This window comes from Shewanella sp. SR44-3 (assembly GCF_014163735.1).
GTDB lineage: Bacteria > Pseudomonadota > Gammaproteobacteria > Enterobacterales > Shewanellaceae > Shewanella.
On the sequence record NZ_JACJDV010000020.1, the window covers coordinates 1 to 22,043 of the forward strand.

General features: G+C 43.7%; 32 protein-coding genes. 13 read left to right on the forward strand and 19 right to left on the reverse strand.

The window, feature by feature from the left end:
• Positions 1 to 284, forward strand: a 284-nt coding sequence (locus H5073_RS11130; protein WP_182679655.1) for an ISAs1 family transposase, incomplete at its 5' end; no start/stop codon positions are given.
• A gap of 307 nt (positions 285 to 591) precedes the next feature.
• Here the strand turns inward: H5073_RS11130 and H5073_RS11135 are convergent.
• Positions 592 to 1,071, reverse strand: a complete 480-nt coding sequence (locus tag H5073_RS11135; protein WP_182679656.1) for a MarR family winged helix-turn-helix transcriptional regulator — start codon at positions 1,069 to 1,071, stop codon at positions 592 to 594.
• Between the two features lie 262 nt (positions 1,072 to 1,333).
• On the opposite strand from H5073_RS11135, the gene H5073_RS11140 reads away from it, so the two are divergent.
• From H5073_RS11140 to H5073_RS11150, 3 genes are all read left to right on the forward strand, one after another.
• Entirely contained in the window at positions 1,334 to 2,080 is a 747-nt protein-coding gene (locus tag H5073_RS11140) for a class I SAM-dependent methyltransferase (protein ID WP_182679657.1), read from the forward strand.
• Between the two features lie 84 nt (positions 2,081 to 2,164).
• Complete coding sequence (locus tag H5073_RS11145) at positions 2,165 to 2,578, forward strand: hypothetical protein (protein WP_182679658.1); 414 nt, start codon at positions 2,165 to 2,167, stop codon at positions 2,576 to 2,578.
• Between the two features lie 2 nt (positions 2,579 to 2,580).
• On the forward strand, positions 2,581 to 3,195 hold the full coding sequence (locus tag H5073_RS11150) for a GNAT family N-acetyltransferase (protein ID WP_182679659.1): 615 nt from the start codon (positions 2,581 to 2,583) through the stop codon (positions 3,193 to 3,195).
• Between the two features lie 52 nt (positions 3,196 to 3,247).
• Here H5073_RS11150 and H5073_RS11155 read toward each other — a convergent pair whose 3' ends face one another.
• From H5073_RS11155 to H5073_RS11175, 5 genes are all read right to left on the reverse strand, one after another.
• Entirely contained in the window at positions 3,248 to 3,814 is a 567-nt protein-coding gene (locus H5073_RS11155) for a TlpA disulfide reductase family protein (RefSeq protein WP_310734248.1), read from the reverse strand.
• Positions 3,815 to 4,200: 386 nt separating this feature from the next.
• Positions 4,201 to 4,515 (reverse strand): pyrimidine/purine nucleoside phosphorylase, encoded by a 315-nt coding sequence (locus H5073_RS11160; protein ID WP_182679660.1) that lies wholly within the window; start codon positions 4,513 to 4,515, stop codon positions 4,201 to 4,203.
• Positions 4,516 to 4,663: 148 nt separating this feature from the next.
• Complete coding sequence (locus tag H5073_RS11165; RefSeq protein ID WP_182679661.1) at positions 4,664 to 5,299, reverse strand: DUF6058 family natural product biosynthesis protein; 636 nt, start codon at positions 5,297 to 5,299, stop codon at positions 4,664 to 4,666.
• Between the two features lie 105 nt (positions 5,300 to 5,404).
• The gene (locus tag H5073_RS11170) at positions 5,405 to 5,719 is read right to left on the reverse strand and encodes a deaminase (protein WP_182679711.1); all 315 of its coding nucleotides are present in this window, start codon (positions 5,717 to 5,719) and stop codon (positions 5,405 to 5,407) included.
• Positions 5,720 to 5,766: 47 nt separating this feature from the next.
• Positions 5,767 to 6,465: an aspartate/glutamate racemase family protein gene (locus H5073_RS11175; protein ID WP_182679662.1), complete on the reverse strand. Its 699-nt coding sequence runs from the start codon at positions 6,463 to 6,465 to the stop codon at positions 5,767 to 5,769.
• 265 nt (positions 6,466 to 6,730) lie between these two features.
• Here H5073_RS11175 and H5073_RS11180 point away from each other — a divergent pair, with 265 nt between their 5' ends.
• Genes H5073_RS11180 through xthA form a run of 3 tightly spaced genes read left to right on the forward strand, consistent with a single transcriptional unit; the run spans position 6,731 to position 8,425 of the window.
• Positions 6,731 to 7,276, forward strand: coding sequence for a septation protein A (locus H5073_RS11180; RefSeq protein ID WP_182679663.1), 546 nt, complete (start codon positions 6,731 to 6,733; stop codon positions 7,274 to 7,276).
• A gap of 40 nt (positions 7,277 to 7,316) precedes the next feature.
• Positions 7,317 to 7,616, forward strand: a complete 300-nt coding sequence (locus H5073_RS11185) for a YciI family protein (RefSeq protein ID WP_182679664.1) — start codon at positions 7,317 to 7,319, stop codon at positions 7,614 to 7,616.
• The gene (gene xthA, locus H5073_RS11190) at positions 7,616 to 8,425 is read left to right on the forward strand and encodes an exodeoxyribonuclease III (RefSeq protein ID WP_182679665.1); all 810 of its coding nucleotides are present in this window, start codon (positions 7,616 to 7,618) and stop codon (positions 8,423 to 8,425) included. Before H5073_RS11185 ends, xthA begins: the two co-directional genes overlap by 1 nt.
• 155 nt (positions 8,426 to 8,580) lie before the next feature.
• Here the strand turns inward: xthA and H5073_RS11195 are convergent, their stop codons facing one another.
• From H5073_RS11195 to trmJ, 10 genes are all read right to left on the reverse strand, one after another.
• The gene (locus H5073_RS11195; protein ID WP_182679666.1) at positions 8,581 to 8,877 is read right to left on the reverse strand and encodes a cytochrome c; all 297 of its coding nucleotides are present in this window, start codon (positions 8,875 to 8,877) and stop codon (positions 8,581 to 8,583) included.
• 314 nt (positions 8,878 to 9,191) lie between these two features.
• Positions 9,192 to 9,527 (reverse strand): ISC system 2Fe-2S type ferredoxin, encoded by a 336-nt coding sequence (gene fdx / locus H5073_RS11200; RefSeq protein WP_182679712.1) that lies wholly within the window; start codon positions 9,525 to 9,527, stop codon positions 9,192 to 9,194.
• An 8-nt stretch (positions 9,528 to 9,535) separates the two neighbouring features.
• Complete coding sequence (gene hscA / locus H5073_RS11205; RefSeq protein WP_182679667.1) at positions 9,536 to 11,395, reverse strand: Fe-S protein assembly chaperone HscA; 1,860 nt, start codon at positions 11,393 to 11,395, stop codon at positions 9,536 to 9,538.
• Between the two features lie 71 nt (positions 11,396 to 11,466).
• Positions 11,467 to 11,991: a co-chaperone HscB gene (hscB, locus tag H5073_RS11210; RefSeq protein ID WP_182679668.1), complete on the reverse strand. Its 525-nt coding sequence runs from the start codon at positions 11,989 to 11,991 to the stop codon at positions 11,467 to 11,469.
• A gap of 45 nt (positions 11,992 to 12,036) precedes the next feature.
• Complete coding sequence (iscA, locus tag H5073_RS11215; RefSeq protein WP_182679669.1) at positions 12,037 to 12,360, reverse strand: iron-sulfur cluster assembly protein IscA; 324 nt, start codon at positions 12,358 to 12,360, stop codon at positions 12,037 to 12,039.
• A 14-nt stretch (positions 12,361 to 12,374) separates the two neighbouring features.
• The gene (gene iscU / locus H5073_RS11220; RefSeq protein ID WP_182679670.1) at positions 12,375 to 12,758 is read right to left on the reverse strand and encodes a Fe-S cluster assembly scaffold IscU; all 384 of its coding nucleotides are present in this window, start codon (positions 12,756 to 12,758) and stop codon (positions 12,375 to 12,377) included.
• 38 nt (positions 12,759 to 12,796) lie between these two features.
• Positions 12,797 to 14,011: an IscS subfamily cysteine desulfurase gene (locus H5073_RS11225; RefSeq protein WP_182679671.1), complete on the reverse strand. Its 1,215-nt coding sequence runs from the start codon at positions 14,009 to 14,011 to the stop codon at positions 12,797 to 12,799.
• Positions 14,012 to 14,101: 90 nt separating this feature from the next.
• Positions 14,102 to 14,563, reverse strand: a complete 462-nt coding sequence (gene iscR / locus H5073_RS11230; RefSeq protein WP_182679672.1) for a Fe-S cluster assembly transcriptional regulator IscR — start codon at positions 14,561 to 14,563, stop codon at positions 14,102 to 14,104.
• Positions 14,564 to 14,826: 263 nt separating this feature from the next.
• On the reverse strand, positions 14,827 to 15,648 hold the full coding sequence (gene cysE / locus H5073_RS11235; RefSeq protein ID WP_182679673.1) for a serine O-acetyltransferase: 822 nt from the start codon (positions 15,646 to 15,648) through the stop codon (positions 14,827 to 14,829).
• Between the two features lie 17 nt (positions 15,649 to 15,665).
• A complete protein-coding gene (gene trmJ / locus H5073_RS11240) occupies positions 15,666 to 16,469 on the reverse strand; it encodes a tRNA (cytosine(32)/uridine(32)-2'-O)-methyltransferase TrmJ (RefSeq protein WP_182679674.1) in 804 nt (267 codons plus the stop codon).
• Positions 16,470 to 16,630: 161 nt separating this feature from the next.
• Here trmJ and suhB point away from each other — a divergent pair, with 161 nt between their 5' ends.
• The 6 genes from suhB (at position 16,631) to H5073_RS11270 (ending at position 19,899) form a co-directional block, all read left to right on the forward strand.
• Positions 16,631 to 17,434, forward strand: a complete 804-nt coding sequence (suhB, locus tag H5073_RS11245; protein WP_182679675.1) for an inositol-1-monophosphatase — start codon at positions 16,631 to 16,633, stop codon at positions 17,432 to 17,434.
• Positions 17,435 to 17,547: 113 nt separating this feature from the next.
• Complete coding sequence (locus H5073_RS11250) at positions 17,548 to 17,952, forward strand: phosphate-starvation-inducible protein PsiE (RefSeq protein WP_182679676.1); 405 nt, start codon at positions 17,548 to 17,550, stop codon at positions 17,950 to 17,952.
• Positions 17,953 to 18,057: 105 nt separating this feature from the next.
• On the forward strand, positions 18,058 to 18,363 hold the full coding sequence (locus H5073_RS11255; protein WP_182679677.1) for a PilZ domain-containing protein: 306 nt from the start codon (positions 18,058 to 18,060) through the stop codon (positions 18,361 to 18,363).
• 87 nt (positions 18,364 to 18,450) lie between these two features.
• On the forward strand, positions 18,451 to 19,119 hold the full coding sequence (locus H5073_RS11260) for an AAA family ATPase (RefSeq protein ID WP_182679713.1): 669 nt from the start codon (positions 18,451 to 18,453) through the stop codon (positions 19,117 to 19,119).
• Positions 19,106 to 19,429: a replication protein RepA gene (locus H5073_RS11265; protein ID WP_182679678.1), complete on the forward strand. Its 324-nt coding sequence runs from the start codon at positions 19,106 to 19,108 to the stop codon at positions 19,427 to 19,429. The genes H5073_RS11260 and H5073_RS11265 overlap by 14 nt, the downstream gene beginning before the upstream one ends.
• Before the next feature lie 68 nt (positions 19,430 to 19,497).
• Positions 19,498 to 19,899 carry a VF530 family DNA-binding protein gene (locus H5073_RS11270; RefSeq protein WP_182679679.1) on the forward strand — a complete coding sequence of 134 codons (402 nt, stop codon included), beginning with the start codon at positions 19,498 to 19,500 and terminating at the stop codon, positions 19,897 to 19,899.
• Between the two features lie 42 nt (positions 19,900 to 19,941).
• Here H5073_RS11270 and H5073_RS11275 read toward each other — a convergent pair whose 3' ends face one another.
• The 3 genes from H5073_RS11275 to H5073_RS11285 form a co-directional block, all read right to left on the reverse strand.
• Positions 19,942 to 20,919: a hypothetical protein gene (locus H5073_RS11275; protein WP_182679680.1), complete on the reverse strand. Its 978-nt coding sequence runs from the start codon at positions 20,917 to 20,919 to the stop codon at positions 19,942 to 19,944.
• Positions 20,920 to 20,963: 44 nt separating this feature from the next.
• Positions 20,964 to 21,581 carry a GTP cyclohydrolase II gene (ribA, locus tag H5073_RS11280; RefSeq protein ID WP_182679681.1) on the reverse strand — a complete coding sequence of 206 codons (618 nt, stop codon included), beginning with the start codon at positions 21,579 to 21,581 and terminating at the stop codon, positions 20,964 to 20,966.
• Between the two features lie 90 nt (positions 21,582 to 21,671).
• Complete coding sequence (locus tag H5073_RS11285; RefSeq protein ID WP_182679682.1) at positions 21,672 to 22,028, reverse strand: YibL family ribosome-associated protein; 357 nt, start codon at positions 22,026 to 22,028, stop codon at positions 21,672 to 21,674.
• Between the last annotated feature and the right edge of the window lie 15 nt (positions 22,029 to 22,043).

The window sequence follows — 22,043 nt, forward strand, 5'->3', positions numbered from 1 at the left end:
ATACCCACTACTACTTGAGCTCGCTAGCCATTGAGCCTGAGTTAGCCTATCGAGCCATACGTCAGCATTGGCACATTGAAAACAAACAGCATTGGGTGTTAGATGTGACGTTTAAAGAAGATAGTTGTCGTATTGGTGACAGAGAAAATGCGAAGAAAATGGCATTGCTTAGACGTATCGTATTGAATTTGTTAGAGCAACACCCGCTAAAGGCGAGTAAGCTAAGCAAGATGAGAAAAGCGGCATGGAATGATGATTTTAGGGCTGAATTATTCTTTGGTTAACGAATTTAACAAAGTGTAATCCCACCCTGCCTCAATACCAGACCAAGTTAATACATCTGTAGACATTTCATCAGATACCTACGTTGAAGTATCAAATGTAGATATTACGGTGAACTTCCCACTAGATAAAGCAAGACATATACCTAAAAAAAGTAAAACAAACTTCAATCCCCCTTTTAAAGCTAAATTGTCGTTGACAAGGTCGGCATCAGCAGCAAAAAGTTTGATGAGTAGTAAGCTAAAACTTGGAAGCACTCGAGTTTAACTCAAACTTTTCCAAAATTTGCGCCTCCAAAATAAGCGCCAACTAGCCCAGCTTATTGCAGGCTTTGCCCAAAAGATGTTCTAGTTGTTGGTATTCATCGGCATCCAGCTGGTCTTTAAATGATCCAGCGAGGTGCAGATACACCCTCGCCTCGGTAGACAAATATAACTCCCGGCCCTTATCTGTAAACAAGATATGTTGCGCCCTTGCATCGAATTGGCAAGTGACACGTTCGATAAGCCCACGTTTCTCAAGTTTATTCACCATTAAACTCGCCGAAGATTTTTGCACTTGCATCTCCGCCGCTATCGCCGACATATGACTGCTGGAGTCATGTTCAATATCGGCGTCATCGATAGGGTTTTCATGCACATGGGCACTCTCTGCAACATGCACGTAATGAAGATATTCAAATTCACTGGCGCTCAGTACTTCTTGCTGCTTATCCTGAACCTGATTACCCCAAGTTTGCGACAATAGTCGCTGCAGTTTGATCAGTGAGGTGTGCAAATCCATCGTCATAGTTATCGCCGTATTGTTTTTGTAGGTATGGGGTTATTAGTTAGCTTAGCAAACTAACACGTCAAGGAGCTAAGTCAAAGCCTCACAGCAGAAATTTTTCTTTCCTAAGCAAATGTTAAATTACTTATTATTTATCAGATGGATAACTCGCATTTATTAGTTTGCTTTATGACCACCACGTTATAAACACACAAATATAGTTTGACTACCTAACCAAAAACCAAGATAGTTAGCTTACCTAACCAATAAAAAGCTAACGACTATGAACACAGATCAACAGACAAGAGATACTTGCCCAATGGGCGCTTGGAATGAACAGCACACCTTAGACTATGTGTCCAAATGGGGTGAATTGCCGCTGCATCAAAAAATCCCAGAACTGTGCCATTTAAAGAACACAGACAAAGTCTTGGACATAGGCTGTGGTAGCGGCGCAGCGGTCAGGGCCATTGCAGAAAAGCTTAAGCTTGGACAAGTGATTGGCATAGACCCAACAGCGAAAATGCTTGAAATCGCCACCAAGCTGACACCAATGGCAACAGGAATGACGAGCGTAACAACAGGCACAGATGTTGAGCAGATCCGCTTTATTCACGCGGGCGCCGAAGCCATTCCCCTTGAAAATGACAGCCTAGATCTGGTGCTCGCCGTTAATAGTTTTCACCATTGGACTGATGTCACCGCTGGTTTAAGTGAAGTGTTAAGGGTGCTAAAGCCGCTGGGTAAATTTGTCATTATCGATGATATTTGGGATGAAATGCCCGAATACGCCACTCAAACTTGCGCGTCTTTACCCCAAGAAAATGAGCAAGCCGTAGTTAACAAGCAGGTTAATACTCAGCCCCAAGAGCTGGCATCTAGCATGGCAGAACTAAAACTAGTGGGAGTCATTAAGCGCACTATGGCAGAAGCCCAATTTACTGGCATTAACAGCCGAGAGTATCGAATGAATGAAGTTGAAGCCGTGATAATCAGTGGTTTCAAGCGGGATGTTAAAGCAGAATTTTAAGTGAAGAGCAGCTGATATCTATCCAGTTGAATGCAGCACCAAGAAACGAATATATATAAATTAATCAACACCTTGGAAACTAACATGGACCTAGCCTTAGCCTTGCTTGGCCTATCACTTCATATACTTCTCTGGGAAAAACTCTCCGATTGGGGAAATTGGTTTAATACTATTATCAAACATTTACCTAAACCTTTGGCTTATCTTTATGAGGCATGGCGCTGCCCATTTTGCTTTGGTTTTTGGGCTGCTTTAGCGCTGCACTGCCTCACTGGTGTACACACCTTGCCAGCACTTGATGCTATGTCAGCGGCCATGATTGATAACCTAGGGCAAGGCGCGATAGTTAGCAGCTATTTTCTTGATGCCTTAGCCACAGCAACCTTAATTATGATAGGGCAACTGAGCCTAAATGCCCTTGCCGTCCCCGCGATTAAAGGGCATCAAATGACCATGGAATTTAAGCAGTCATTTAAGCCCAATTCCGATGAGAAATAAGAATGGCCAATACTGATCCATTTAGCAGTAAGCGCTTAATTATCAGCCCTATGCCTAGCTTTGTGGATATGACGGTAAAACAAAGCAATGCCATAAATAGTCATGCTGTAATTGGTAATGCCGTAGAAGATGATTTGTTGCTACAAATACTGGCAGAGGTGCAAACGCTACTCACACCTGCGACCACTGCATACTTACCGCCAGATTGGGGCAAGGTTAATAACATAATCTCAGTTAAGCATTGGTGCCAACAAAGGGCGAATGAAGGCGGCTTTTATGGCATTTGGCATAAAGCCGATAATCAACTTATTGGGCTAGTGTTTTTATCCCCTGTCTCAGCTGAAACAGCTGAGATGCATATAGGCTATTTACTGCGGGAGTCACGTTGGGGTCAAGGCTATGGCGGCGAGCTGATCGCAGCGCTTATCACTTGGGCTCGTCATCAGGTAAACATAAACACCCTTATTGCAGGAGTTGAAGCGCAAAACTTGGCCTCAGTCGCCATTTTAGAGAAAAATGGCTTCAACATGATGCCATCAGGCATTGACTCAAAAAACAAGGTCACAAAGCCCGAGGTTGGAACGATATTTATGCAAAGACAGCTCAACAAGCTCTGAGTTTAAGCCTGTTATTACAGGCTTCTAACGGGCTTTTTTATCTGCTTTGAAGTTACTCTTTTTGCAGAATAAACGCCACAGCCCGCGCAAGTTCTGGGCTGTTGGGATCTGAAATCTTGGTTTGCCACACTATCTCGCCACTGCGATTAATAAACACTGTGGTTGGTGTGCCTTGTACGCCATAAGCACGTGCCGCGCTTTCGCCATTGATGACAGTGTTAATGCCAATGCCGCGCTCCTTTAAGGTCTGACTTGGCATAGCGCCTTCATCTTCGTTAAAGCTGATGGCCAGCATCTGTAAGTCTGTGGCGACGTTAGCTAACCTTAGTTTGTCTAATCCAGGTTGTAATTTCTTGCAATAAGGGCACCATGTAGCCCAAAAGTGCAGCACTAGCGGTTTGCCCTTAAAGTCCCCTAGGCTCAGCTTATTACCGGCCTCATCTTGCAGACTAAAATCCGCCGCTTTTGTAAGCTCAGCTTCTGCTGCAAGGCTATTACCGCTAAACGCAAGACTCATTCCAAAGTTCACGGCAAACCCAATGAACAGTAATAAGGTTAACCCACTCAGAGACTGCCAAAGTTTATGCCAAGGTTTAGTTTGCTTAATTTGATTTATCACTTGCCGCACTCCTATCGATTTACATCTCGCCGCAATGACGGCCTAATCTGAACGATGAGTCCCTTAACGGCTTAACAATTTGTCCATAAGACCGCACCGAGTACAATTTTAGTTCAGCGGCAGTAAAATTTAGCGTTAAATAACCTTGGATAACCTTGGATAACCTTAGATAACCTTAGATAACCTTCAATAATCTCGGATACTCTGAGATGACATCAATAAGATTGCTAAAGGTGGGGAAGAAAACTACAGCGGTGTGAATAGCTAGTGAATCGTTATCTTAACAGGCAGTGCCACCAGAAACAGTAGCACTTCAATAGTATAGGCTAAACCCGAAATCAGAAAATAACTAAGCCCATGGCGCTGGCACTTAATCTCTTTATCTATTAGTCAATGTAAGAGCAGCAATAGTCGATAACTGTGCTGGCTTTCACTTGAAACTTAGCATTTGCTGGCACTTCAAAACTTTGCGGCCCCACTATGGTTTGCCAAGTGTGACTCTCAGGCAGCAAAATTTGCAACTCGCCTGACAAGATCTCCATCAGCTCTTTGGCTTGAGTACCAAACTCATATTCACCTGGTAACATTAGCCCTAAGGTTTTATGGCTACCGTCAGCAAACTGCACAGTACGGCTACTCACCTTGCCATCGAAATACACATTAGCGGCTTTGATGATGGTGGCATTATTAAATTGTGACATGTTAACTCCTAGTGCTTACTATTATGCCCTGAGATTACAGGGATTAAGCTGAATTAACAATCAGATGGACAAATCATCGACACTATTCACTCTGAGCAATGAGTAATGAGCAAGCGAGCCGTGATTGCTCGCAAGTCATCGCAGTAGATTAAATGGCTAACTGATATTGGTAACGCACTTCATTGATTAAACGCTGGCGAGAGCTATTAAGCCTTTCGTGGGGAGCAAACATCGAGCTCGCTTTATCTAGCAAATTTACTGCTAACCTCAGCTGACTGAGCTGTGCTTGAGTTAACTCATCAACGTCTAATAATTCATTAATTTCTAAGATTGCTAATTCTTTAGCCGCTATATCCTCAGGCAAACCAGAACGAGTGCATAAGCCATATATCCCATTTAAAAAATGAGCCCATTCCTGTTTTATGTGCGCATCAAACTCAGCATTTACCTTGGCATTGCTGGTGCTGTGCCCTTGCCTTTTCAGATCTTCAAGGGCCATTTTATAACGAGTGGCGAATACCTCGAAGACCGCACTCACAGAACTTGAAACTTGAATAAGCCCAAGCCATGCGGCGTAACCTTTAGCATAATACTCAATGGTCTGTTCTTCATGATGCAGGCCGAAGAAAGAGTCACTTTGCAATTGTAAGCGCAATTGATAAGAACACTTAGGCATCAATCCCTGTTGTTGATAGCTCAGTAAATCTTGCTGGCTGACCTTTGAAATATCAAGCAGTTGCTGCTGAGTAAAAAAGTGCTCATTTAAATAGTTCATTAATTCCATTGCTATAACACTCCCTATAAAAACCGAATTCAACTCCGAAACGTGACCCCCTCAGTACAGTCATTAACTTGTCCGTTAGAGCAAAGCCAGTACCTGTCTAACTCATCACTCAGGTTTTGACAGGTATGGCGATAAAAATGCACTCGCTTGCGCCTCACATATCCCAAGTTCAACATTAACGCCTGCACTTTGCAGCATGGCTATGCCTTTACCACAATTTCTAGGGGCGGGATCAAGCATGGCCACCACCAGATGTTTGAGACCCGAATTGGCAAGTGTCGCCGCACAGGCTGGCGTTCTGCCCACAAATGAACAAGGCTCCAAAGTCACGTATGCCGTCACACCTGCCAGCTCACCTTTAATTGCATTTAAGGCCTCAACTTCTGCATGATCCCCGCCAATGCTCTGGGTAAATCCTATACGTAATAGTCAACTGCAATATATAAACAGGATGCTGAGATAGTTGTCTAACCTTGATTAGGAATAGCGCAAGCAAACTTAAAAGCGGCTTCGCACTGAATCGCCATGGGGTCGACAATAACCAGTGGCGTTATGTTTGAGGTAATCACTAAAGGAAGCTCAGTGCAAGCTGTGATAACGGCATCACAATTGGTGTAATTGGCTAATATTGCCTCAAATGCTGCACTAAATTGCTCTGTAGCATGTCCCTTAGCGATACTCTGCTGCATAGACTGCATCAAGACGCGCTCTTCAAGGACTGGGACCATAACCTCGATACCATAGGCGGCAATTTTATCGCTATAGTAACCACTTTCCATGGTGTACTGAGTCCCCGTCAATAATACTTTTTTATGACCTTGCTGGTGTAAATACTGCGCCGTTAAATCGGCCATATGAAACACAGGCACAGATAAATTCAGCTCATCTTTAATCGCATCATACGCTTGGTGCAGCGTATTATTACAAATCAAAATACAACTTGGATTTAAATCATTGAGATACTGCAGTTCTCTTTGCAGTATGGGATAAATATTATCCCACCCCTCTGGGTAGTGCTGACGGATCTCAAAGTAATCCATGCTAGATAACAATAACCGCGCCGAATGTCCCTCGCCAAAGTGTGCTTGGGCCTTCTCATTTAACAGCCGATAATACTCTATCGTCGACGGCCAACTCGTGCCGCCTAATAATCCAATTCTTTCCATGGTATGGGTGCCTAATCTGAGTATTTTAGAAAGCCAATAAACTGACCTTTTCAGCTGCCAAAGTCAATATCATCCTAATCGTCGTTGCACAGACAAATATGAGAGATTATGGAGTAAGAAAAGTCTTGATTAATACGGAATTAAATTCTCAATTAAAAAAATCAATTCATGAGTATTTGGTTAGCATAATATACGCATTCTAGCTTTTGTTGCTAAGACTATGCCGTGATACACTCGGCTCATCGTTCATTTAGCACAGTCAATTATGAAACAACTGCTCGATTTCCTGCCATTAATTATCTTTTTTACCGTATACAAATTGGTCGACATTTACACTGCCACCGGCGCGTTAATCGCCGCCACCGCAGTTCAAATCGCTATCCTCTACTTTGTCTACAAAAAAGTCGAAAAGATGCACCTTGTCACTTTTGCTATGGTGACGGTATTTGGCACACTGACGTTAGCGTTTCATGATGATGCCTTTATCAAATGGAAAGTCACCATCATCTATAGCTTGTTTGCTATTGCATTAGCCGTCAGTCAAATAATGAATAAATCCATTATTAAAGCTATGCTAGGCAAAGAGTTAAAGGCTGATGACAGCATCTGGGCTAGAGTCACTTGGTATTGGGCACTGTTCTTTATCGGTTGTGGCTTACTCAATGTCTATGTGGCCTTTAGTTTACCCTTAGAGACTTGGGTTAATTTTAAAGTCTTTGGCTTAAGCGCACTGACCTTGCTCAATACGGTTATCAGCGTTTTCTATATATACAAACATGCCCAGCCTGAACAGGATGATACGGCGAATTAAATAAGTGACCACTTAGGTGGACAATCAAGGAGCATTAAACATGTGGTATATGATTTCTTCGCAAGATGTTGAAAACAGTTTAGAAAAACGCTTATCAGTCCGCTCGCTTCACTTAGCCAGGCTGCAAGAGCTATCCGATGAAGGTCGCTTGTTAGTGGCAGGCCCCCATCCAGCCATTGATAATGAAAATCCAGGGGATGCTGGCTTTACAGGCTCACTGGTCATTGCAGACTTTGCAAGCCTTGAGCTCGCTCAAGCTTGGGCCGATGCCGACCCTTATATTGAAGCAGGCGTATATGCCAGCGTGATAGTTAAACCTTTTAAACGAGTATTGCCTTAATGAAAATTATCTCTTTTAACATTAATGGCCTGCGCGCTAGATTACATCAGTTGCAAGCCCTTATCGACCAACATCAACCCGATATTATTGGCCTGCAAGAAACTAAAGTTCATGATGAGGCGTTTCCAGTTGCCGACGTAGAAGCCATGGGCTACAAGGTGCATTACCATGGTGGCAAGGCTCACTATGGCGTGGCTATGCTATCAAAGCTTGACCCGATTGAAGTACAAAAAGGCTTTAGTAGCGATGAAGAGGATGCCCAGCGCCGGCTTATCATGGCCAAATTTAACCAAGCCAATGGCCGGGTGCTGACAGTGATTAATGGCTATTTCCCTCAGGGTGAAAGCATTCACCACGAGACTAAATACCCAGCCAAGCGTAAGTTCTACCAAGATTTAATGGCTCATTTAGATGCAAACCATAGCCCTGATGAAGACATTGCTATCATAGGTGATATCAATATTTCACCGCTAGATTTAGACATTGGCATCGGCGATGTTAACGCTAAGCGCTGGCTTAAGACGGGTAAATGCAGCTTTCAACCTGAGGAGCGTGAGTGGTTAACACGTTTACTGGATTGGGGTTTTATCGACAGTTTTCGCTTACTGCACCCAACGCGTGAACAACGCTATTCTTGGTTTGATTATCGCAGTAAAGGCTTTGATGATAACCGTGGCCTGCGCATCGATGTGATTTTAATCACAGCCCCTATGACCACAAAGTTACTCGAGTCTGATGTGGATTATGAGCTCAGAGGCATAGAAAAGCCCTCAGATCATGCGCCAATTTGGAGCACATTTTCAGTGTAAACCTGCTTAAACCAAGTGAGGTTACTTGGCTCTCACAGAATAAACTCTAGGCTCAAAACTAAAAAGCACAGTTAACTGATGTTAACTGTGCTTTTTTATCGCGCTAATTCGCTGTGTAACACGCGAATAGCAGCTGTCACTATGGATAGCGAAAGTTATTTAAGGCCTGCGTAGTAGGCTGAGATATTAACGATATCTTCATCGCTTAATGGCATTGCCATCGCACCCATAACAGGATCTTTACGGGTACCACTTTTAAAATCTTTAAGTTGCTTCTCAAGGTAAGCCGCTTTTTGGCCTTTAAGGTTTGGGTACATAGGTGCGAAAGAAACACCGTCTGCGCCATGGCAGGCAGCGCACATACCAGACTTGGCTTTACCCGCATCAACATCGGCGGCCATAGCTGACATGGACAATAAGCTGGATAATACTAATATGGCTAAGTTTCTCATCTTCAATCCTTAATTTTGGTTTCACGACACTAGTTTCACAACACGGTTTTATCGGCTCAGTTTATTATTAAATAACTTCACTTAATTAGGCTAAATCGTCATCGAGATGTTACACCTGAGCACGGTGGAATTCTTATTCACTCCATTAACTAGCATCGTAAATGCATCTTAACCGATAAGGAAACACCATAGAGTCACTTTGTGATCCACTCGACACTTTCTGTTTCTTATCTAAATTTAAGGCCAAAAAAAACCGCCTAAACAGGCGGTTACTTTTTTAATTATCGTAAAATGGATTCTGCTATCTTAAAAGATTAGCCTTCACTGACCATATTGATGGTGTACTTAGGGATATCAACCACCATATCACCATCAACCACCTTAGCTTGGCATGAAAGACGGCTCTCAGGCTCTAAACCCCAGGCTTTATCTAGCATGTCATCTTCTAATTCATCACTGGGCTCTAAATCATTAAATCCTTCACGAACAATCACATGGCAAGTAGTGCATGCGCATGACTTTTCACAAGCATGCTCGATGTGAATACCATTTCTTAGAGCAACATTTAAAATGGTTTCACCCACTTGGGCTTCAACCACTGCGCCATCTGGGCACAGCTCTGCGTGGGGCAAAAATACTAATTGTGGCATCATATCACCTATATATTATCGACAGACTGACCCTTAAGGGCCGCCTTAATAGAATTATCCATACGCTTTGACGCGAAATCTTGAGTCTTTTCATCTAGGGCCTTAATGGCCTGCTCGATTGCGTCTCTATCATCGCCTTTAGCAATATCAGCCAGGCTAGCAAGGGCGAGTTGCAACGATTCATGCTCACTAGGCTCAAGCAAGTCACCATCGTGAGCCATAGCAGCTTGCAAAGATTCAATCACTCGCATGGCTTCAACTTTTTGCTCGGTGAGCATACGCAGGCTGATATCGTCCTTAGCATGCTTCATGGAATCTTTAAGCATGGTCGCAATCTCAAGATCTGATAAGCCAAAGGAAGGCTTAACCTGAATGCTGGTGTTAACGCCGGTTGACTTTTCCATGGCGGTGACGCTCAATAAGCCATCAGCATCCACTTGGAAGGTCACTCGAATGTGAGCTGCGCCAGCCGATAATGCTGGAATATGGGTTAAGTTAAAGCGCGCCAATGAACGACAATCATCTACTAGCTCACGCTCGCCTTGTACCACATGGAAGGCCATGGCAGTTTGACCATCTTTAAAGGTGGTAAATTCCTGAGCGCGGGCAACCGGAATAGTGGTATTGCGGGGAATAACTTTCTCCACTAAACCGCCCATGGTTTCTATGCCTAAGGACAGTGGAATAACATCAAGCAACAGCAGATCTGAATCCGGCTTATTACCCACTAAAATATCGGCTTGAATCGCAGCCCCAATAGCAACCACGCGATCGGGATCGATTGAGGTTAATGGCGCCTTATTAAACAATTGCTCAACTTGCTGGCGCACTAACGGTACCCGAGTCGAGCCACCAACCATCACAGTTTCAATCACTTCATCTGTGCTTATGCCAGCATCACGTAGAGTGCGGCGACAGCTGCTGATGGTTTTCTTCACTAAGCTGGCAATTAAGGCTTCAAAATCTGCTTTACTTATCTCAAGACTAAATGCTGAGTTATCTACGTTAACATGAGCGGTGACTGTTTCGTTATCGGTCAAGGCTTCTTTAACTCGGCGGGCTTCAATGAGCAATTGGCGGGATAACTGTGCTGACATTGAGGTTAACCCCCAAGCGGCTTGCAGATGTTGCTGTAATAAATGGTCAAAATCGTCGCCGCCAAGGGCTGAGTCGCCGCCTGTAGCCAAGACTTCAAACACCCCACCACTTAAACGCAGCACAGAAATATCAAAGGTGCCGCCACCTAAGTCATAAACGGCAATTACGCCTTCTTGTTTGCTATCAAGTCCATAAGCTATGGCGGCCGCTGTGGGCTCATTGAGTAAACGCAGCACTTTTACGCCCAGTAATTCGGCCGCATCTTTAGTGCCTTGACGCTGGGCATCATCAAAGTAGGCCGGCACTGTAATTACCACGCCTTGTAATTGACCGCCTAAGGTCTGCTCTGCCCGCTCAATTAAAGGGCGCAATATGTCCGCAGAGGCTTGAATAGGGTTAACCGCCCCTTGAGGCATAACAAATAAAGGTAGCCCTTGTTCAGTGGCAGAAAATTCATAGGGGAATACTTGCGCACTCCCTTGAATATCATTAAGACTTTTACCCATAAAACGCTTCACAGACACTAATGTTTGCGCGGGGAAAAGTGCCGACAAGGCTTCAGCGTCATAGCCAACTAAGGTTGAGTCAACGCCATAATGCACAACCGATGGCAAAGAATGACGCCCTTCGCTATCAGCTAAGGTCAGCGCTTCACCGCTTCGAACTGCGGCAACTAAGGAATTTGTGGTGCCAAGGTCTATGCCCACAGCGAGTCTATGTTCGTGAGGCGCGGCACTTTGGCCAGGCTCAGCAATCTGCAACAGTGCCATAATTTACCATCTTGTTATTGGCCAAGCTAAGCTCAACCATGGGTGATCCAATAAGAGTTTACTCGATGTGATTAGTCAAGCAAGGCATCTTCAATATGGGTTAACTCTTGTTGTAATTTTGCCATAAATTTAAGCTTACGCACTTGATCTGCCGCCTTTAGATAGGCAACCTCATCTTGGGTTTGCAATAAATGGCTTAACTGTGAGAACAACAGTTTTTCATGAGCTGAGAATGAATCGTAGAGTTCATCAATTTGAGCTTGGGGCTGCTTGCTATGCTTAATGTCTTCCAAAGCTTCACGCCAGTCCATCTGCTGCATTAAAAATGCAGTGTCTTTGACTGTGGTGGTTTCATGACTTAAGTCGACGCCACCTAGGCTAAGCAGGTGCTCTGCACGGCGTAGTGGCTGCTTTAGGGTATGATAACCGTCATTAACTTGAGCTGTGCGCTGTACGGCGAGTAGCTTTTGCTGCTCGCTGTCATTGGCAAACTTATCGGGATGGACCGCTTTTTGCAGCTCGCGGTAGCGCTCAGCAAGTAAGCCAGTATCGATATCGAAGGAAGGTATAAAATTAAACAGGTTAAAATAGTTCATTGGCAAACATCATGCTTTTTGTATTTGATAGCAAAAGCTGAGAGCTTACACAGTAAAGCTCTCACCACAACCGCACTCACCTTTCGCATTTGGGTTATTAAATTGGAAACCTTCATTAAGGCCTTCTTTCACGAAATCCAATTCAATTCCTTGCAGATAGATGAAACTTTTAGCATCAATAATGATGTTAACATCATCTATGGTGTAGATTTCATCATCGTCATTGAGTGTGTCAACAAACTCAATCACGTATGCCATGCCTGAGCAGCCAGAAGTACGTAACCCAAGACGAAGACCTAATCCTTTGCCGCGATTGACGAGAAATGATCTTACTCTGTCAGCCGCAGCAGGAGTCATTGTAATTGCCATGTTAACTCCAGGTATTACTTAACTTGTCTAGATTTATACTCATCAAGCGCGGCTTTAATCGCGTCTTCAGCCAAAATCGAGCAATGAATTTTCACTGGAGGTAACGCCAATTCTTGTGCGATATCAGCATTTTTGATGCTGCCAGCTTGCTCAACACTTTTGCCTTTTACCCACTCAGTTACCAATGAGCTAGATGCAATGGCGCTGCCACAACCGTAAGTCTTGAATTTTGCATCTTCGATAATGCCATCAGCACTGATCTTAAGTTGCAATTTCATTACGTCACCGCACGCCGGCGCACCAACCATGCCGGTGACAACACTGGGATCATCTTTATCGAATGAGCCTACGTTACGTGGGTTTTCGTAGTGATCTATTACTTTTTCGCTATAAGCCATGATACTGCTCCAAATACCGTGAAGGTATTATCAAAAAATTAGTGATGTGCCCATTGGACTTGATTCAAATCGATACCGTCTTTAAACATTTCCCAAAGCGGTGACATTTCGCGCAATTTATCTATGGATTGGGTAATGACTTTGATCGCATGATCTATATCTTCATCTGTGGTGAAGCGGCCAATTGAGAAACGAATTGAGCTGTGGGCCATTTCATCATTTAAGCCTAATGCACGTAATACATAGCTTGGCTCTAAACTTGCTGAGGTACAGGCAGAACCTGAAGAGACAGCTAAGTCTTTCAATGCCATCATCAATGACTCACCTTCAACGAAGTTGAAGCTGACATTTAAGCTGCCGCAAAAACGCTGCTCCATGTCGCCATTGATGTACGTTTCTTCGATGTGCTTAACGCCATTCCATAATTTGTCACGTAAAGTGCGGATACGGGCGTTATCGATTTCCATATCTTGCTTAGCAATCGCCGCGGCTTCACCTAATCCCACCAATTGGTGAGTCGCAAGGGTGCCACTGCGCATACCACGTTCATGGCCGCCACCGTGCATTTGTGACTCTAAACGAATGCGTGGCTTACGACGCACATAAAGGGCACCAACCCCTTTGGGGCCGTACATTTTATGGGCAGAAATAGAAATCAAATCAACTTTAAGTTGCTGTACATCGATTGGTAATTTACCTGCGCTTTGGGCTGCATCCATATGGAAGAAAATACCCTTTGAGCGGCATAACTCACCAATAGCCATCACATCTTGAATAACACCGATTTCGTTATTCACGTGCATGATGCTGACTAGAATAGTGTCATCACGCATGGCAGCTTCAATACGCGACAGTGGAATTAGGCCGTTTGCTTCTGGCTCAAGGTATGTCACCTCGTAACCTTCACGCTCTAATTGACGGCAAGTATCTAATACTGCTTTATGTTCTGTTTTACTGGTGATGATGTGCTTGCCTTTCTTGTGATAGAAATGCGCAATGCCTTTGATCGCCAAGTTGATTGATTCAGTTGCACCAGAAGTAAACACAATTTCTCTGTGGTCGGCGTTAATCAAATCAGCCACTTGGTTACGGGCAATATCCACCGCTTCTTCGGCTTGCCAACCATACTTGTGTGAACGGGATGCTGGATTTCCAAACACACCATCCATCGTCATGTGTTGCATCATTTTTTCAGCAACGCGAGGATCCACTGGGGTTGTTGCGGCATAATCTAAATAGATAGGAAGCTTCATAACACACTCCGTACTCAATTCTTGAACTCAAACGCTGTTGAGAACGACACTAAGTACTATAATAATTTTATTTAAATCAACATAGTAGAGTTAAAGACTCAGTCTATGCTCCTTCTGAATTTCATCTTGCTTTAACGAAATAAATTGCACATCTCGCTTTTGCATCAAGCCAGCAAGTGAAATACCATCCAAGAAGTCGGCGATCTGCTTGCTAAGATCACCCCACAATGAATGGGTTAAGCAACGTGTGCCACTCTGGCAATTTCCTTTGCCTTGACAGCGAGTAACATCAACAGACTCATCTACTGCATGCACGACCATGCTAATAGAGATATCTTTTGCTTCTAAACCTAAATGGTAACCGCCACCAGGACCACGGACACTGGCGACTAGGCCTTCTTTGCGTAATTTTGCAAAAAGTTGTTCTAGATAAGAAAGCGATATCCCCTGTCTTTCAGAGATATCAGCTAAGGGAACTGGCCCAGTTGTTGAATGAATCGCTACATCCAACATGGCTGTTACTGCGTAGCGACCTTTTGATGTAAGTTTCATATTGACTACAACTCCCAAAAGTATGACCTAATTTCATCATACCCGAGTAAATTAGTCAAGTATTAAACCGAGTGATTTACTCAAGTATTATTTGAAAAAATCCATATAAATGGCGACAAGTAGCTGCGGTATTTAACCTTTTTATGACTAAACATTCAATCCAAAAGGCTGAATTTACTTAAATCAGTAAGGTTTGCGATGAAAGTAAGCTTCTTGGTGTCATTACGGTTACATAAAGCCAACAATTTAAGCTCGAATCCCCCCTAGATACTTGGGTCAAACTCATCCAAATCCAGTTTACGTCTTTGAGCTGCAGCTTTCTCTGCTTCATCAAACTCACCCACATTAAGTTGGGGCAGTTTATCGGTGCACACATTGCCGCCCATGCCCTGAATGGCTTGGCACAAATCTTGTACTTTGGAATCCATCAAATGCATGTGGTCGAGCATTTGACCTATGGCATTAGCAACAGGATCAGGATTGTCCGGCGACACCGCATAAGCATCAAAACCATATTTTTCAGCCATGGCGCTGCGACGCTGAGTTTTCTCATTAGATTGCTCAGTCGGCGTTGCTACCACTCGCCCTGGAATACCTACCACAGTGGTATTTTTGGGGACGTCTTTAACCACCACAGAGTTGGACCCTACCCGAGCGCCATCATGCATAGTGATAGGGCCTAGAATTTTAGCCCCTGCCCCTACGACCACATTATTTTCTAATGTGGGATGGCGCTTACCAGCTCGCCAAGTGGTGCCGCCTAAGGTGACCCCATGATATAAAGTACAATCATCACCAATTTCGGCAGTTTCACCAATCACGACACCCATGCCGTGGTCGATAAAAAAACGTCTTCCTATGGTGGCACCAGGGTGAATTTCGACCCCAGTAAGCCAGCGTGAAAAAGTCGACAAACAGCGAGCGCTTAGCTTCCAATCGGCGCGCCACAACTTATAGCTTGCCCTGTGGATCCAAATGGCTTGCATGCCTGGATAATTAAATAAAATTTCAAAGGCATTGCGCGCCGCGGGATCGCGATGATAAATGGAGGCTATGTCTTCTTTAATTCTGGCTATCATGCCCATAGATTTTCCTTTGCCCCTTACTCTTTTGGCGGCATTTTTTTATCGATAGAGGTTAAAATTCCACGAAGGATATTCATTTCTTGTTCTTCAACACGAGCACGGCTGAAAAGGCGTCTGAGTTTCATCATGATTTGCCCAGGATGATTCTTAATCACAAAGCCTGTGGCCAACAGCGTCGATTCTAAATGTGTATAAAAACGCTCTAAATCTGCTGATAACGGATATGCTTGAGGCACGGCATCGTCTTGAATTATATCTAGGACTTCAGCTGATGACGCGATATTTTGCTTAGTGATTTCAGGCTTTTCATCAGAAGACGCCATAGCATCAACCTGAGCTAAATGTGCCACTCGAGCTTCATAACAGATGATTTGTACAGCTTGGGCTAAATTTAATGAACTGTATTCTGGGTTGGCAGGAATCGCCACATGAAATTGGCAACTTTGTAACTCTTCATTGCTCAAACCATTGTTCTCTCGGCCAAATACGATAGCAACAGGCCCATTAACGGCTTCAGCGGTGAGTTTTATACCCGCTTCTCTTGGATTAAGCATTGGCCAATCTAAAGTGCGGCTACGAGCACTGGTTGCAATCACTAAACTACAATCGGCAATGGCTTCGGCTAATGAGTCAACCCGAGTTAAGTGCTTTAAAATGTCGCTTGCACCCGCTGACAAAGCGATAGATTGACCATCGGGTTCAACCTTCGGCTCAGCAAGGTATAAGTTTGATAATCCCATGGTTTTCATGGCTCTTGCTGTAGAGCCTATGTTTCCTGGGTGCGTTGTTCCAACTAAAACGACACGAATATTACTGAGCATGATGGTTTACTAAACTAATCAACAAATGAAGGCTGGCATACTATCACATGCTGCAGCCTGTGGTAATAATCTGCTTATATGAAAATCATCATTTGATATAATCAATTATTTACGTATAATACGGCCGCTATTTATCGTTCTTTAACATCCAGGGGATTGCTATGCATCCGATGCTGACTATCGCTACGCGCGCTGCACGCGCCGCGGGCCAAACTATTATGCGCGCCTATACTGAACTCGACCGTGTCGAAGTTTCTGCCAAAGGACTAAACGACTTTGTGACCAGTGTAGACAAGGAAGCTGAAGCTACTATTGTGTATCAGATCCGTAAATCTTACCCAGACCACACAGTGGTGGGCGAAGAGAGCGGTGAACATCGCGGTGACAACAAAGATTATATCTGGATAGTCGATCCTCTTGATGGCACGAACAACTTCGTTCGTGGTATTCCTCATTTCGCTGTTTCTATTGCCCTTCAATACAAAGGCAAAATTGAAGTGGCTGTGATTTATGATCCCGTCCGTGAAGAACTCTTTTCTGCTGTACGTGGTAAAGGTGCAAAACTTAATGATTTTCGCTTACGCGTGACCAAGGTAACTGAATTAAACAATACCTTAATCGGTACTGGCTTCCCGTTCAAAGCTCGCCAACACACTGAAAGTTACATGAAAATTCTGACCACACTGTTCCCTGTGTGTGCAGATCTTCGCCGTGCAGGTTCTGCAGCGTTAGACTTAGCTTATGTTGCGGCTGGCCGTTTAGACGGTTTCTTTGAAATTGGTCTTAAACCGTGGGACATTGCAGCGGGCGATCTTATCTGCCGCGAAGCTGGCGGCACCGTGACTGACTTTACCGGTAATCATAACTATATGGCTTCTGGCAATATCGTTGCAGGTTCTCCTAAAGTGACCACTGAACTTGTGAAATTAATGCGCCCATTACTAAATGATGGCTTAAAGCGTTAATTATCAAACAACAGCTCAGTCCGCTATTGGTATAAAAACAACCGCCGAGTATCATGCTTAGGCGGTTTTTTTATGGCCCTATTTTGCACCGTCCACTCATCAGGATAAACACAATGTCACTAACCCGTAGAGTAAGCTTGTCCTTACTTAAAAAAATCGAATACTTAGTACTCTTTATCATCGCAATAGCAACCTTAGTCTCTATTGGTGAAGAAATTTACAGCATGATAAATTTACGCACTGTAGCCTTAGCTGATTTATTGCTGTTGTTTATCTATCTTGAAGTGCTCGCCATGGTGGTCAATTATATCGAATCGGGCAAACTGCCGATCCGCATGCCACTTTATATCGCCATCGTCGCTCTGGCCCGTTATCTTATCTTAGACATGAAAGCCATGGATGATTGGCGTATTTTGGCCATTTCACTTTCAACTATCCTACTGGCTGTCACTGTAATAGTGATCCGCTGGGGTCAGCTTAAAATGCCTTATCCAAAAAATCAGGACTATGATAACTAACTGACTTAAGTTGCTCAAAAAGATGTTTTTTAGCACCTTCATTGGTATAAATAGAAAAAGTGATTATGCTATTTCTACTGCATGGCATTCTTTCGGAGAACCAATATGAGTTCAGCATCTAGTCATGAAATAGAAAAACGTGATTCAATCCGCTTAGATTTAGAAGCTGAGCGTGTGCTTATTGATTGGAAAAATAGTGATGGTACCGAACAGCAAGACTATGCAGTCTGTATGGACTTAGCCCGCAATGGCTTGCTGTTTGATTATAGCTACCCTTTTGATATTGGTGCCCTGATTGCGGTAACCTTTAACCCTAACACAGATAAACAACATCAAGTCTTCGGCCAAGTATGCAGATGTAATACTCGCTCCGCAGAAAGCTTCTATGTTGCCTTGCAGCTGTTAAATTAGTGCTGCTGTTATACACAAGCAAAACAGTTTAGCTAAGCTGTCCTATACTCAATAAAAAAGTGCTCAACTGGGTATATGGATATGGGACTGATATTGTTAGTCGGTGGTGAAAAAGGCGGTAGTGGTAAAAGCTGCCTGGCACAAAACCTCGCCGTACACATCACACAAAAATACCAAGCCAATGTATTGATGGTGGATTGTGATCCCCAGCGTACCACCTCAGATTGGATCCAAGCCAGAAACAATGACCCAAACTTGCCCTTGATCAACTGCATCCAGCTTTATGGAAAAATCCGTAACGATCTATTAAGTCTCTCAGAGCGCTTTGACTATGTGGTCGTCGATTGTGGCGGCCAAGATAATTTAGCTATGCGCGCAGCCATGTCTGTTGCCACCTATGTCTTATTACCGCTGCGTCCAAAGCGCAGAGATTTAAAAACCTTACCTCATATGGAAGACATGCTCAGCACCTGTAAAATGGTCAATCCCAAAATGGTGGCCACCATAGTGCTCACCCAATGCCCCGCATTGCCGACCCAATATAAGCGCATCCTTGAAGCCAAAGAAGTGGTGCAATCCTTTGGATTACGAGTATTAGATGCCATCACTTTTTGCCGCAACATTTATGATGACAGTGAAGAAAGTGGTAGCTCAGTGATTGAAATTGAACCCGATGGTAAAGCTGCCGATGAAATTCGCGCCATCGCCGATGAATTATTCGCCATACCAGCAGAAAATAGTTATGAGCTTAACTGATCTAAAACGCAAAAAACTCAAACCTAAACCTAAGTCGATTTCGGCAGATGAGTTTATATCTGACGCTGACAATTATGCTATGGGCAACAAAGCTCAGTCATTGATAAAACCTGGGCTAAATAAAACAAACAGCTCTCTATATCGTCATGCAACCTTCACTTTGACAGAGCACAGCATCAGCCAATTAGACACACTGGCAATGAACAACAAGCTCGCTAAATCCAAAATTTTACGTCTACTTATTGATGACTTTTATCACAAGCAACTACTCGACCCGAGTGTCAGCCTCATCGATGATAATAGCCACTAAAGCCAATGCAGTCTTCTGCGCTTTCTGGTGTTACAATAGCCAAAATTCGTTAACTAAGATCCAGCACTATGAGCCAACAAAATAATCCCTTACATGGCCTAAAACTTGAGGCAATCTTAACCTTTCTAGTGGATAAGTACGGTTGGGAAGAGTTAGGCCTTAGGATTAATATTCGCTGTTTCACTCACGATCCCAGCATCAAATCCAGCTTAGCATTTTTGCGCAAAACCCAGTGGGCCAGAGATAAGGTCGAATACCTGTACCTTAAAGCGAACAAATTGCCCTTACCAGCGCCTAAAATTGATTCAGGCACAAGCAAGTTTGAAGATAAGCCTCGAAAAATGCCGCGCTCCTCGGAAGCTCAAATGGTGAAAACTAAAGCACAACCTAAGACATCAACCAATCAAACTGATGACTTACCTCAGGTAAATAAAGCGATATGGGGTAATGCTGCTCCTAAAGGTGACTAAGTCGCAGCCTTTATGTTTAGCCGACAGCTTCGGCTAAACACGCTATAAAGGGAAATCAAGATGGAACTTGATGACCCTCAAGCCTTCACCAAATTGATAACTGAGGCCAGCCCTTTTTATGTCCAGCAATTCCCAGCCTACAGGCTTGGCAAACAACAAACTAAAACCTAACTCGACGCTATAATTAGTAAAAGTCTCGGCTTTAGTCATAGAGCTAAATTTAAGCTTGTCAAAATACCAATTTGTCCCCAGAAACAATCTAGGTTCAAGCGCCGCAGTCCCCCATCGCCATTGCTGGTTAATCCCTGATTCAATACCACTACTTAACACAGAAAAACTCTCAGTATTGTGATCAAGTTTATTACGATATCCAGCGTAATAAAGCCGGTTAATCCATGTTGGTGAGTAATTAGGTAAATCAATATCATAAAGGGCTGAGATGCCCATAGAGAAGATACTCACCTGGTTATCATTACTAAAATTAACCCCATAACCTAAGTCAGCATAAACTTCATAACGCCAACGGTCTGCGCCTTGCCAATGATACTCAAGCCCTGGAGTCACCACTAGCGTGCCAACATTGCTAGGGATATCACCGCGGGGAAGGCTGTTAAAGTCATAGTTAAAAAAACCAAAAGACATAGGTAATCGTAAAAACAACTGTCCTTGAGGAGGCTCAGTGCTATTGGCGGTTGTTTCATCATGATCTACTCCATAAAAACGCTTCAACTCAAAACTCAATGGAATATTAATCACTGCAGCGCTTTGCTCTGCCGTACGGTAAACACCACTGCCTAAATAATTGGCAAACGCATAGTGGGATACATCTTTAGTTTGGGTTGGCGGCGCAGTTTGGGATTGTGCCAACCCTAAATGGGGTAAGCAGCACAAGAGTAATAAGGGGTAACGATAGAAAGCGAAGCGAGGATAAGCACGGTTATATTCAGTGCAGCTATAACTAACAGAGTCATTGAAAAAAGGCTTACTAAAAAAGAGTAATAGCTTAGCAATCATTGACATAAAATTAGCTCAGTATCATTTTCATTATACTGAGCCACGGGGTTCTAGTTGCCTGAGTCATCATTAAAATGATGTTCTGACATCATATGACCCAGCTCAGTCGATTTCGTCTTGAGATAGGCTTCATTGTAGCGATTCTTACCCACCTGCAAAGGAACCCTTTCAGCAACAGTAATACCCAAGTCTTGCATTGCTTTGACTTTTCGAGGATTGTTAGTCATCAACTTAACTTGAGTGATCCCAATTTTCTCAAGCATTGGCGCTATCATATCGTATTTACGCATATCAGCATCAAAGCCTAGACGCTCATTAGCCTCAACCGTGTTCGCGCCAGCATCTTGCAATTCATAGGCGCGAATTTTATTGAGTAAGCCAATACCCCGTCCTTCCTGGCGTAAATACAAAATAAACCCTTGGCCCGCTTCGGCAATATTTTGCATCGCCGTTTGCAATTGAAAACCACAATCACAACGCAAGCTAAATAAAGCATCGCCGGTCAAACACTCAGAATGAATACGACCTAAGATAGCTTGGCTTGGCAGCCACTCACCTAAGGTCAGTGCAACATGCTCTTTACCCGTTTGAGTATCTTCAAAACCGTGCATGGAAAACACGCCCCAAGGCGTAGGTAATTTAGAAGTAGCGATATAATTTATCGACATGGGCCAACCTTACAACTGCGCTCACTCCGTGAGACTTAAATCTTCCAAATCAAACATATGACTGCCTTAGCAGTCATCATTAGCGACAAACTAAAACGCTTGAGGAGCGAAACCTGTAACGTCTTTGATGCCCATTTCACGGCCAAGTGCCGTCATAGGATGCACCACAACTAAGCCTTTAACTGACTTTTTAAGCTTGCCCATATCTGCCTGCTCGGCTTTAGTGAGTGGACGCTTAAATGACAAGGTTTTTACGTCTGTGCCTGCTTTTTTAAGCTCACGGGTCTGCTGACCTTTAACACTGCTAATACGCTTAGACACAGTGGTGATTTCTTTCTTAAACTGCAGAATAATAGTGGCATCACCACGCTGCTCTGCGGCTGCGAGCTTACGGCGAAACTTCTCTAACTTATCATTCAAATCTTGCAGTTCTTGCTTTAAATTCATTGTTTTACCTTAATA

Excerpts from the sequence above, each read along its gene's own strand:
- H5073_RS11285 (WP_182679682.1), bottom strand. The coding sequence starts at position 22,028 with ATGAATTTAAAGCAAGAACTGCAAGATTTGAATGATAAGTTAGAGAAG.
- H5073_RS11270 (WP_182679679.1), top strand. The coding sequence starts at position 19,498 with ATGAGCCAACAAAATAATCCCTTACATGGCCTAAAACTTGAGGCAATC.
- trmJ (WP_182679674.1), bottom strand. The coding sequence starts at position 16,469 with ATGCTCAGTAATATTCGTGTCGTTTTAGTTGGAACAACGCACCCAGGA.
- cysE (WP_182679673.1), bottom strand. The coding sequence starts at position 15,648 with ATGGGCATGATAGCCAGAATTAAAGAAGACATAGCCTCCATTTATCAT.
- iscU (WP_182679670.1), bottom strand. The coding sequence starts at position 12,758 with ATGGCTTATAGCGAAAAAGTAATAGATCACTACGAAAACCCACGTAAC.
- H5073_RS11195 (WP_182679666.1), bottom strand. The coding sequence starts at position 8,877 with ATGAGAAACTTAGCCATATTAGTATTATCCAGCTTATTGTCCATGTCA.
- H5073_RS11165 (WP_182679661.1), bottom strand. The coding sequence starts at position 5,299 with ATGGAATTAATGAACTATTTAAATGAGCACTTTTTTACTCAGCAGCAA.
- H5073_RS11140 (WP_182679657.1), top strand. The coding sequence starts at position 1,334 with ATGAACACAGATCAACAGACAAGAGATACTTGCCCAATGGGCGCTTGG.
- hscA (WP_182679667.1), bottom strand. The coding sequence starts at position 11,395 with ATGGCACTGTTGCAGATTGCTGAGCCTGGCCAAAGTGCCGCGCCTCAC.
- xthA (WP_182679665.1), top strand. The coding sequence starts at position 7,616 with ATGAAAATTATCTCTTTTAACATTAATGGCCTGCGCGCTAGATTACAT.
- H5073_RS11145 (WP_182679658.1), top strand. The coding sequence starts at position 2,165 with ATGGACCTAGCCTTAGCCTTGCTTGGCCTATCACTTCATATACTTCTC.
- H5073_RS11150 (WP_182679659.1), top strand. The coding sequence starts at position 2,581 with ATGGCCAATACTGATCCATTTAGCAGTAAGCGCTTAATTATCAGCCCT.
- iscA (WP_182679669.1), bottom strand. The coding sequence starts at position 12,360 with ATGGCAATTACAATGACTCCTGCTGCGGCTGACAGAGTAAGATCATTT.
- H5073_RS11275 (WP_182679680.1), bottom strand. The coding sequence starts at position 20,919 with ATGTCAATGATTGCTAAGCTATTACTCTTTTTTAGTAAGCCTTTTTTC.
- H5073_RS11175 (WP_182679662.1), bottom strand. The coding sequence starts at position 6,465 with ATGGAAAGAATTGGATTATTAGGCGGCACGAGTTGGCCGTCGACGATA.
- fdx (WP_182679712.1), bottom strand. The coding sequence starts at position 9,527 with ATGCCACAATTAGTATTTTTGCCCCACGCAGAGCTGTGCCCAGATGGC.
- H5073_RS11160 (WP_182679660.1), bottom strand. The coding sequence starts at position 4,515 with ATGTCACAATTTAATAATGCCACCATCATCAAAGCCGCTAATGTGTAT.
- iscR (WP_182679672.1), bottom strand. The coding sequence starts at position 14,563 with ATGAAACTTACATCAAAAGGTCGCTACGCAGTAACAGCCATGTTGGAT.
- hscB (WP_182679668.1), bottom strand. The coding sequence starts at position 11,991 with ATGAACTATTTTAACCTGTTTAATTTTATACCTTCCTTCGATATCGAT.
- H5073_RS11265 (WP_182679678.1), top strand. The coding sequence starts at position 19,106 with ATGAGCTTAACTGATCTAAAACGCAAAAAACTCAAACCTAAACCTAAG.
- H5073_RS11185 (WP_182679664.1), top strand. The coding sequence starts at position 7,317 with ATGTGGTATATGATTTCTTCGCAAGATGTTGAAAACAGTTTAGAAAAA.
- ribA (WP_182679681.1), bottom strand. The coding sequence starts at position 21,581 with ATGTCGATAAATTATATCGCTACTTCTAAATTACCTACGCCTTGGGGC.
- H5073_RS11180 (WP_182679663.1), top strand. The coding sequence starts at position 6,731 with ATGAAACAACTGCTCGATTTCCTGCCATTAATTATCTTTTTTACCGTA.
- suhB (WP_182679675.1), top strand. The coding sequence starts at position 16,631 with ATGCATCCGATGCTGACTATCGCTACGCGCGCTGCACGCGCCGCGGGC.
- H5073_RS11250 (WP_182679676.1), top strand. The coding sequence starts at position 17,548 with ATGTCACTAACCCGTAGAGTAAGCTTGTCCTTACTTAAAAAAATCGAA.
- H5073_RS11135 (WP_182679656.1), bottom strand. The coding sequence starts at position 1,071 with ATGACGATGGATTTGCACACCTCACTGATCAAACTGCAGCGACTATTG.
- H5073_RS11255 (WP_182679677.1), top strand. The coding sequence starts at position 18,058 with ATGAGTTCAGCATCTAGTCATGAAATAGAAAAACGTGATTCAATCCGC.
- H5073_RS11225 (WP_182679671.1), bottom strand. The coding sequence starts at position 14,011 with ATGAAGCTTCCTATCTATTTAGATTATGCCGCAACAACCCCAGTGGAT.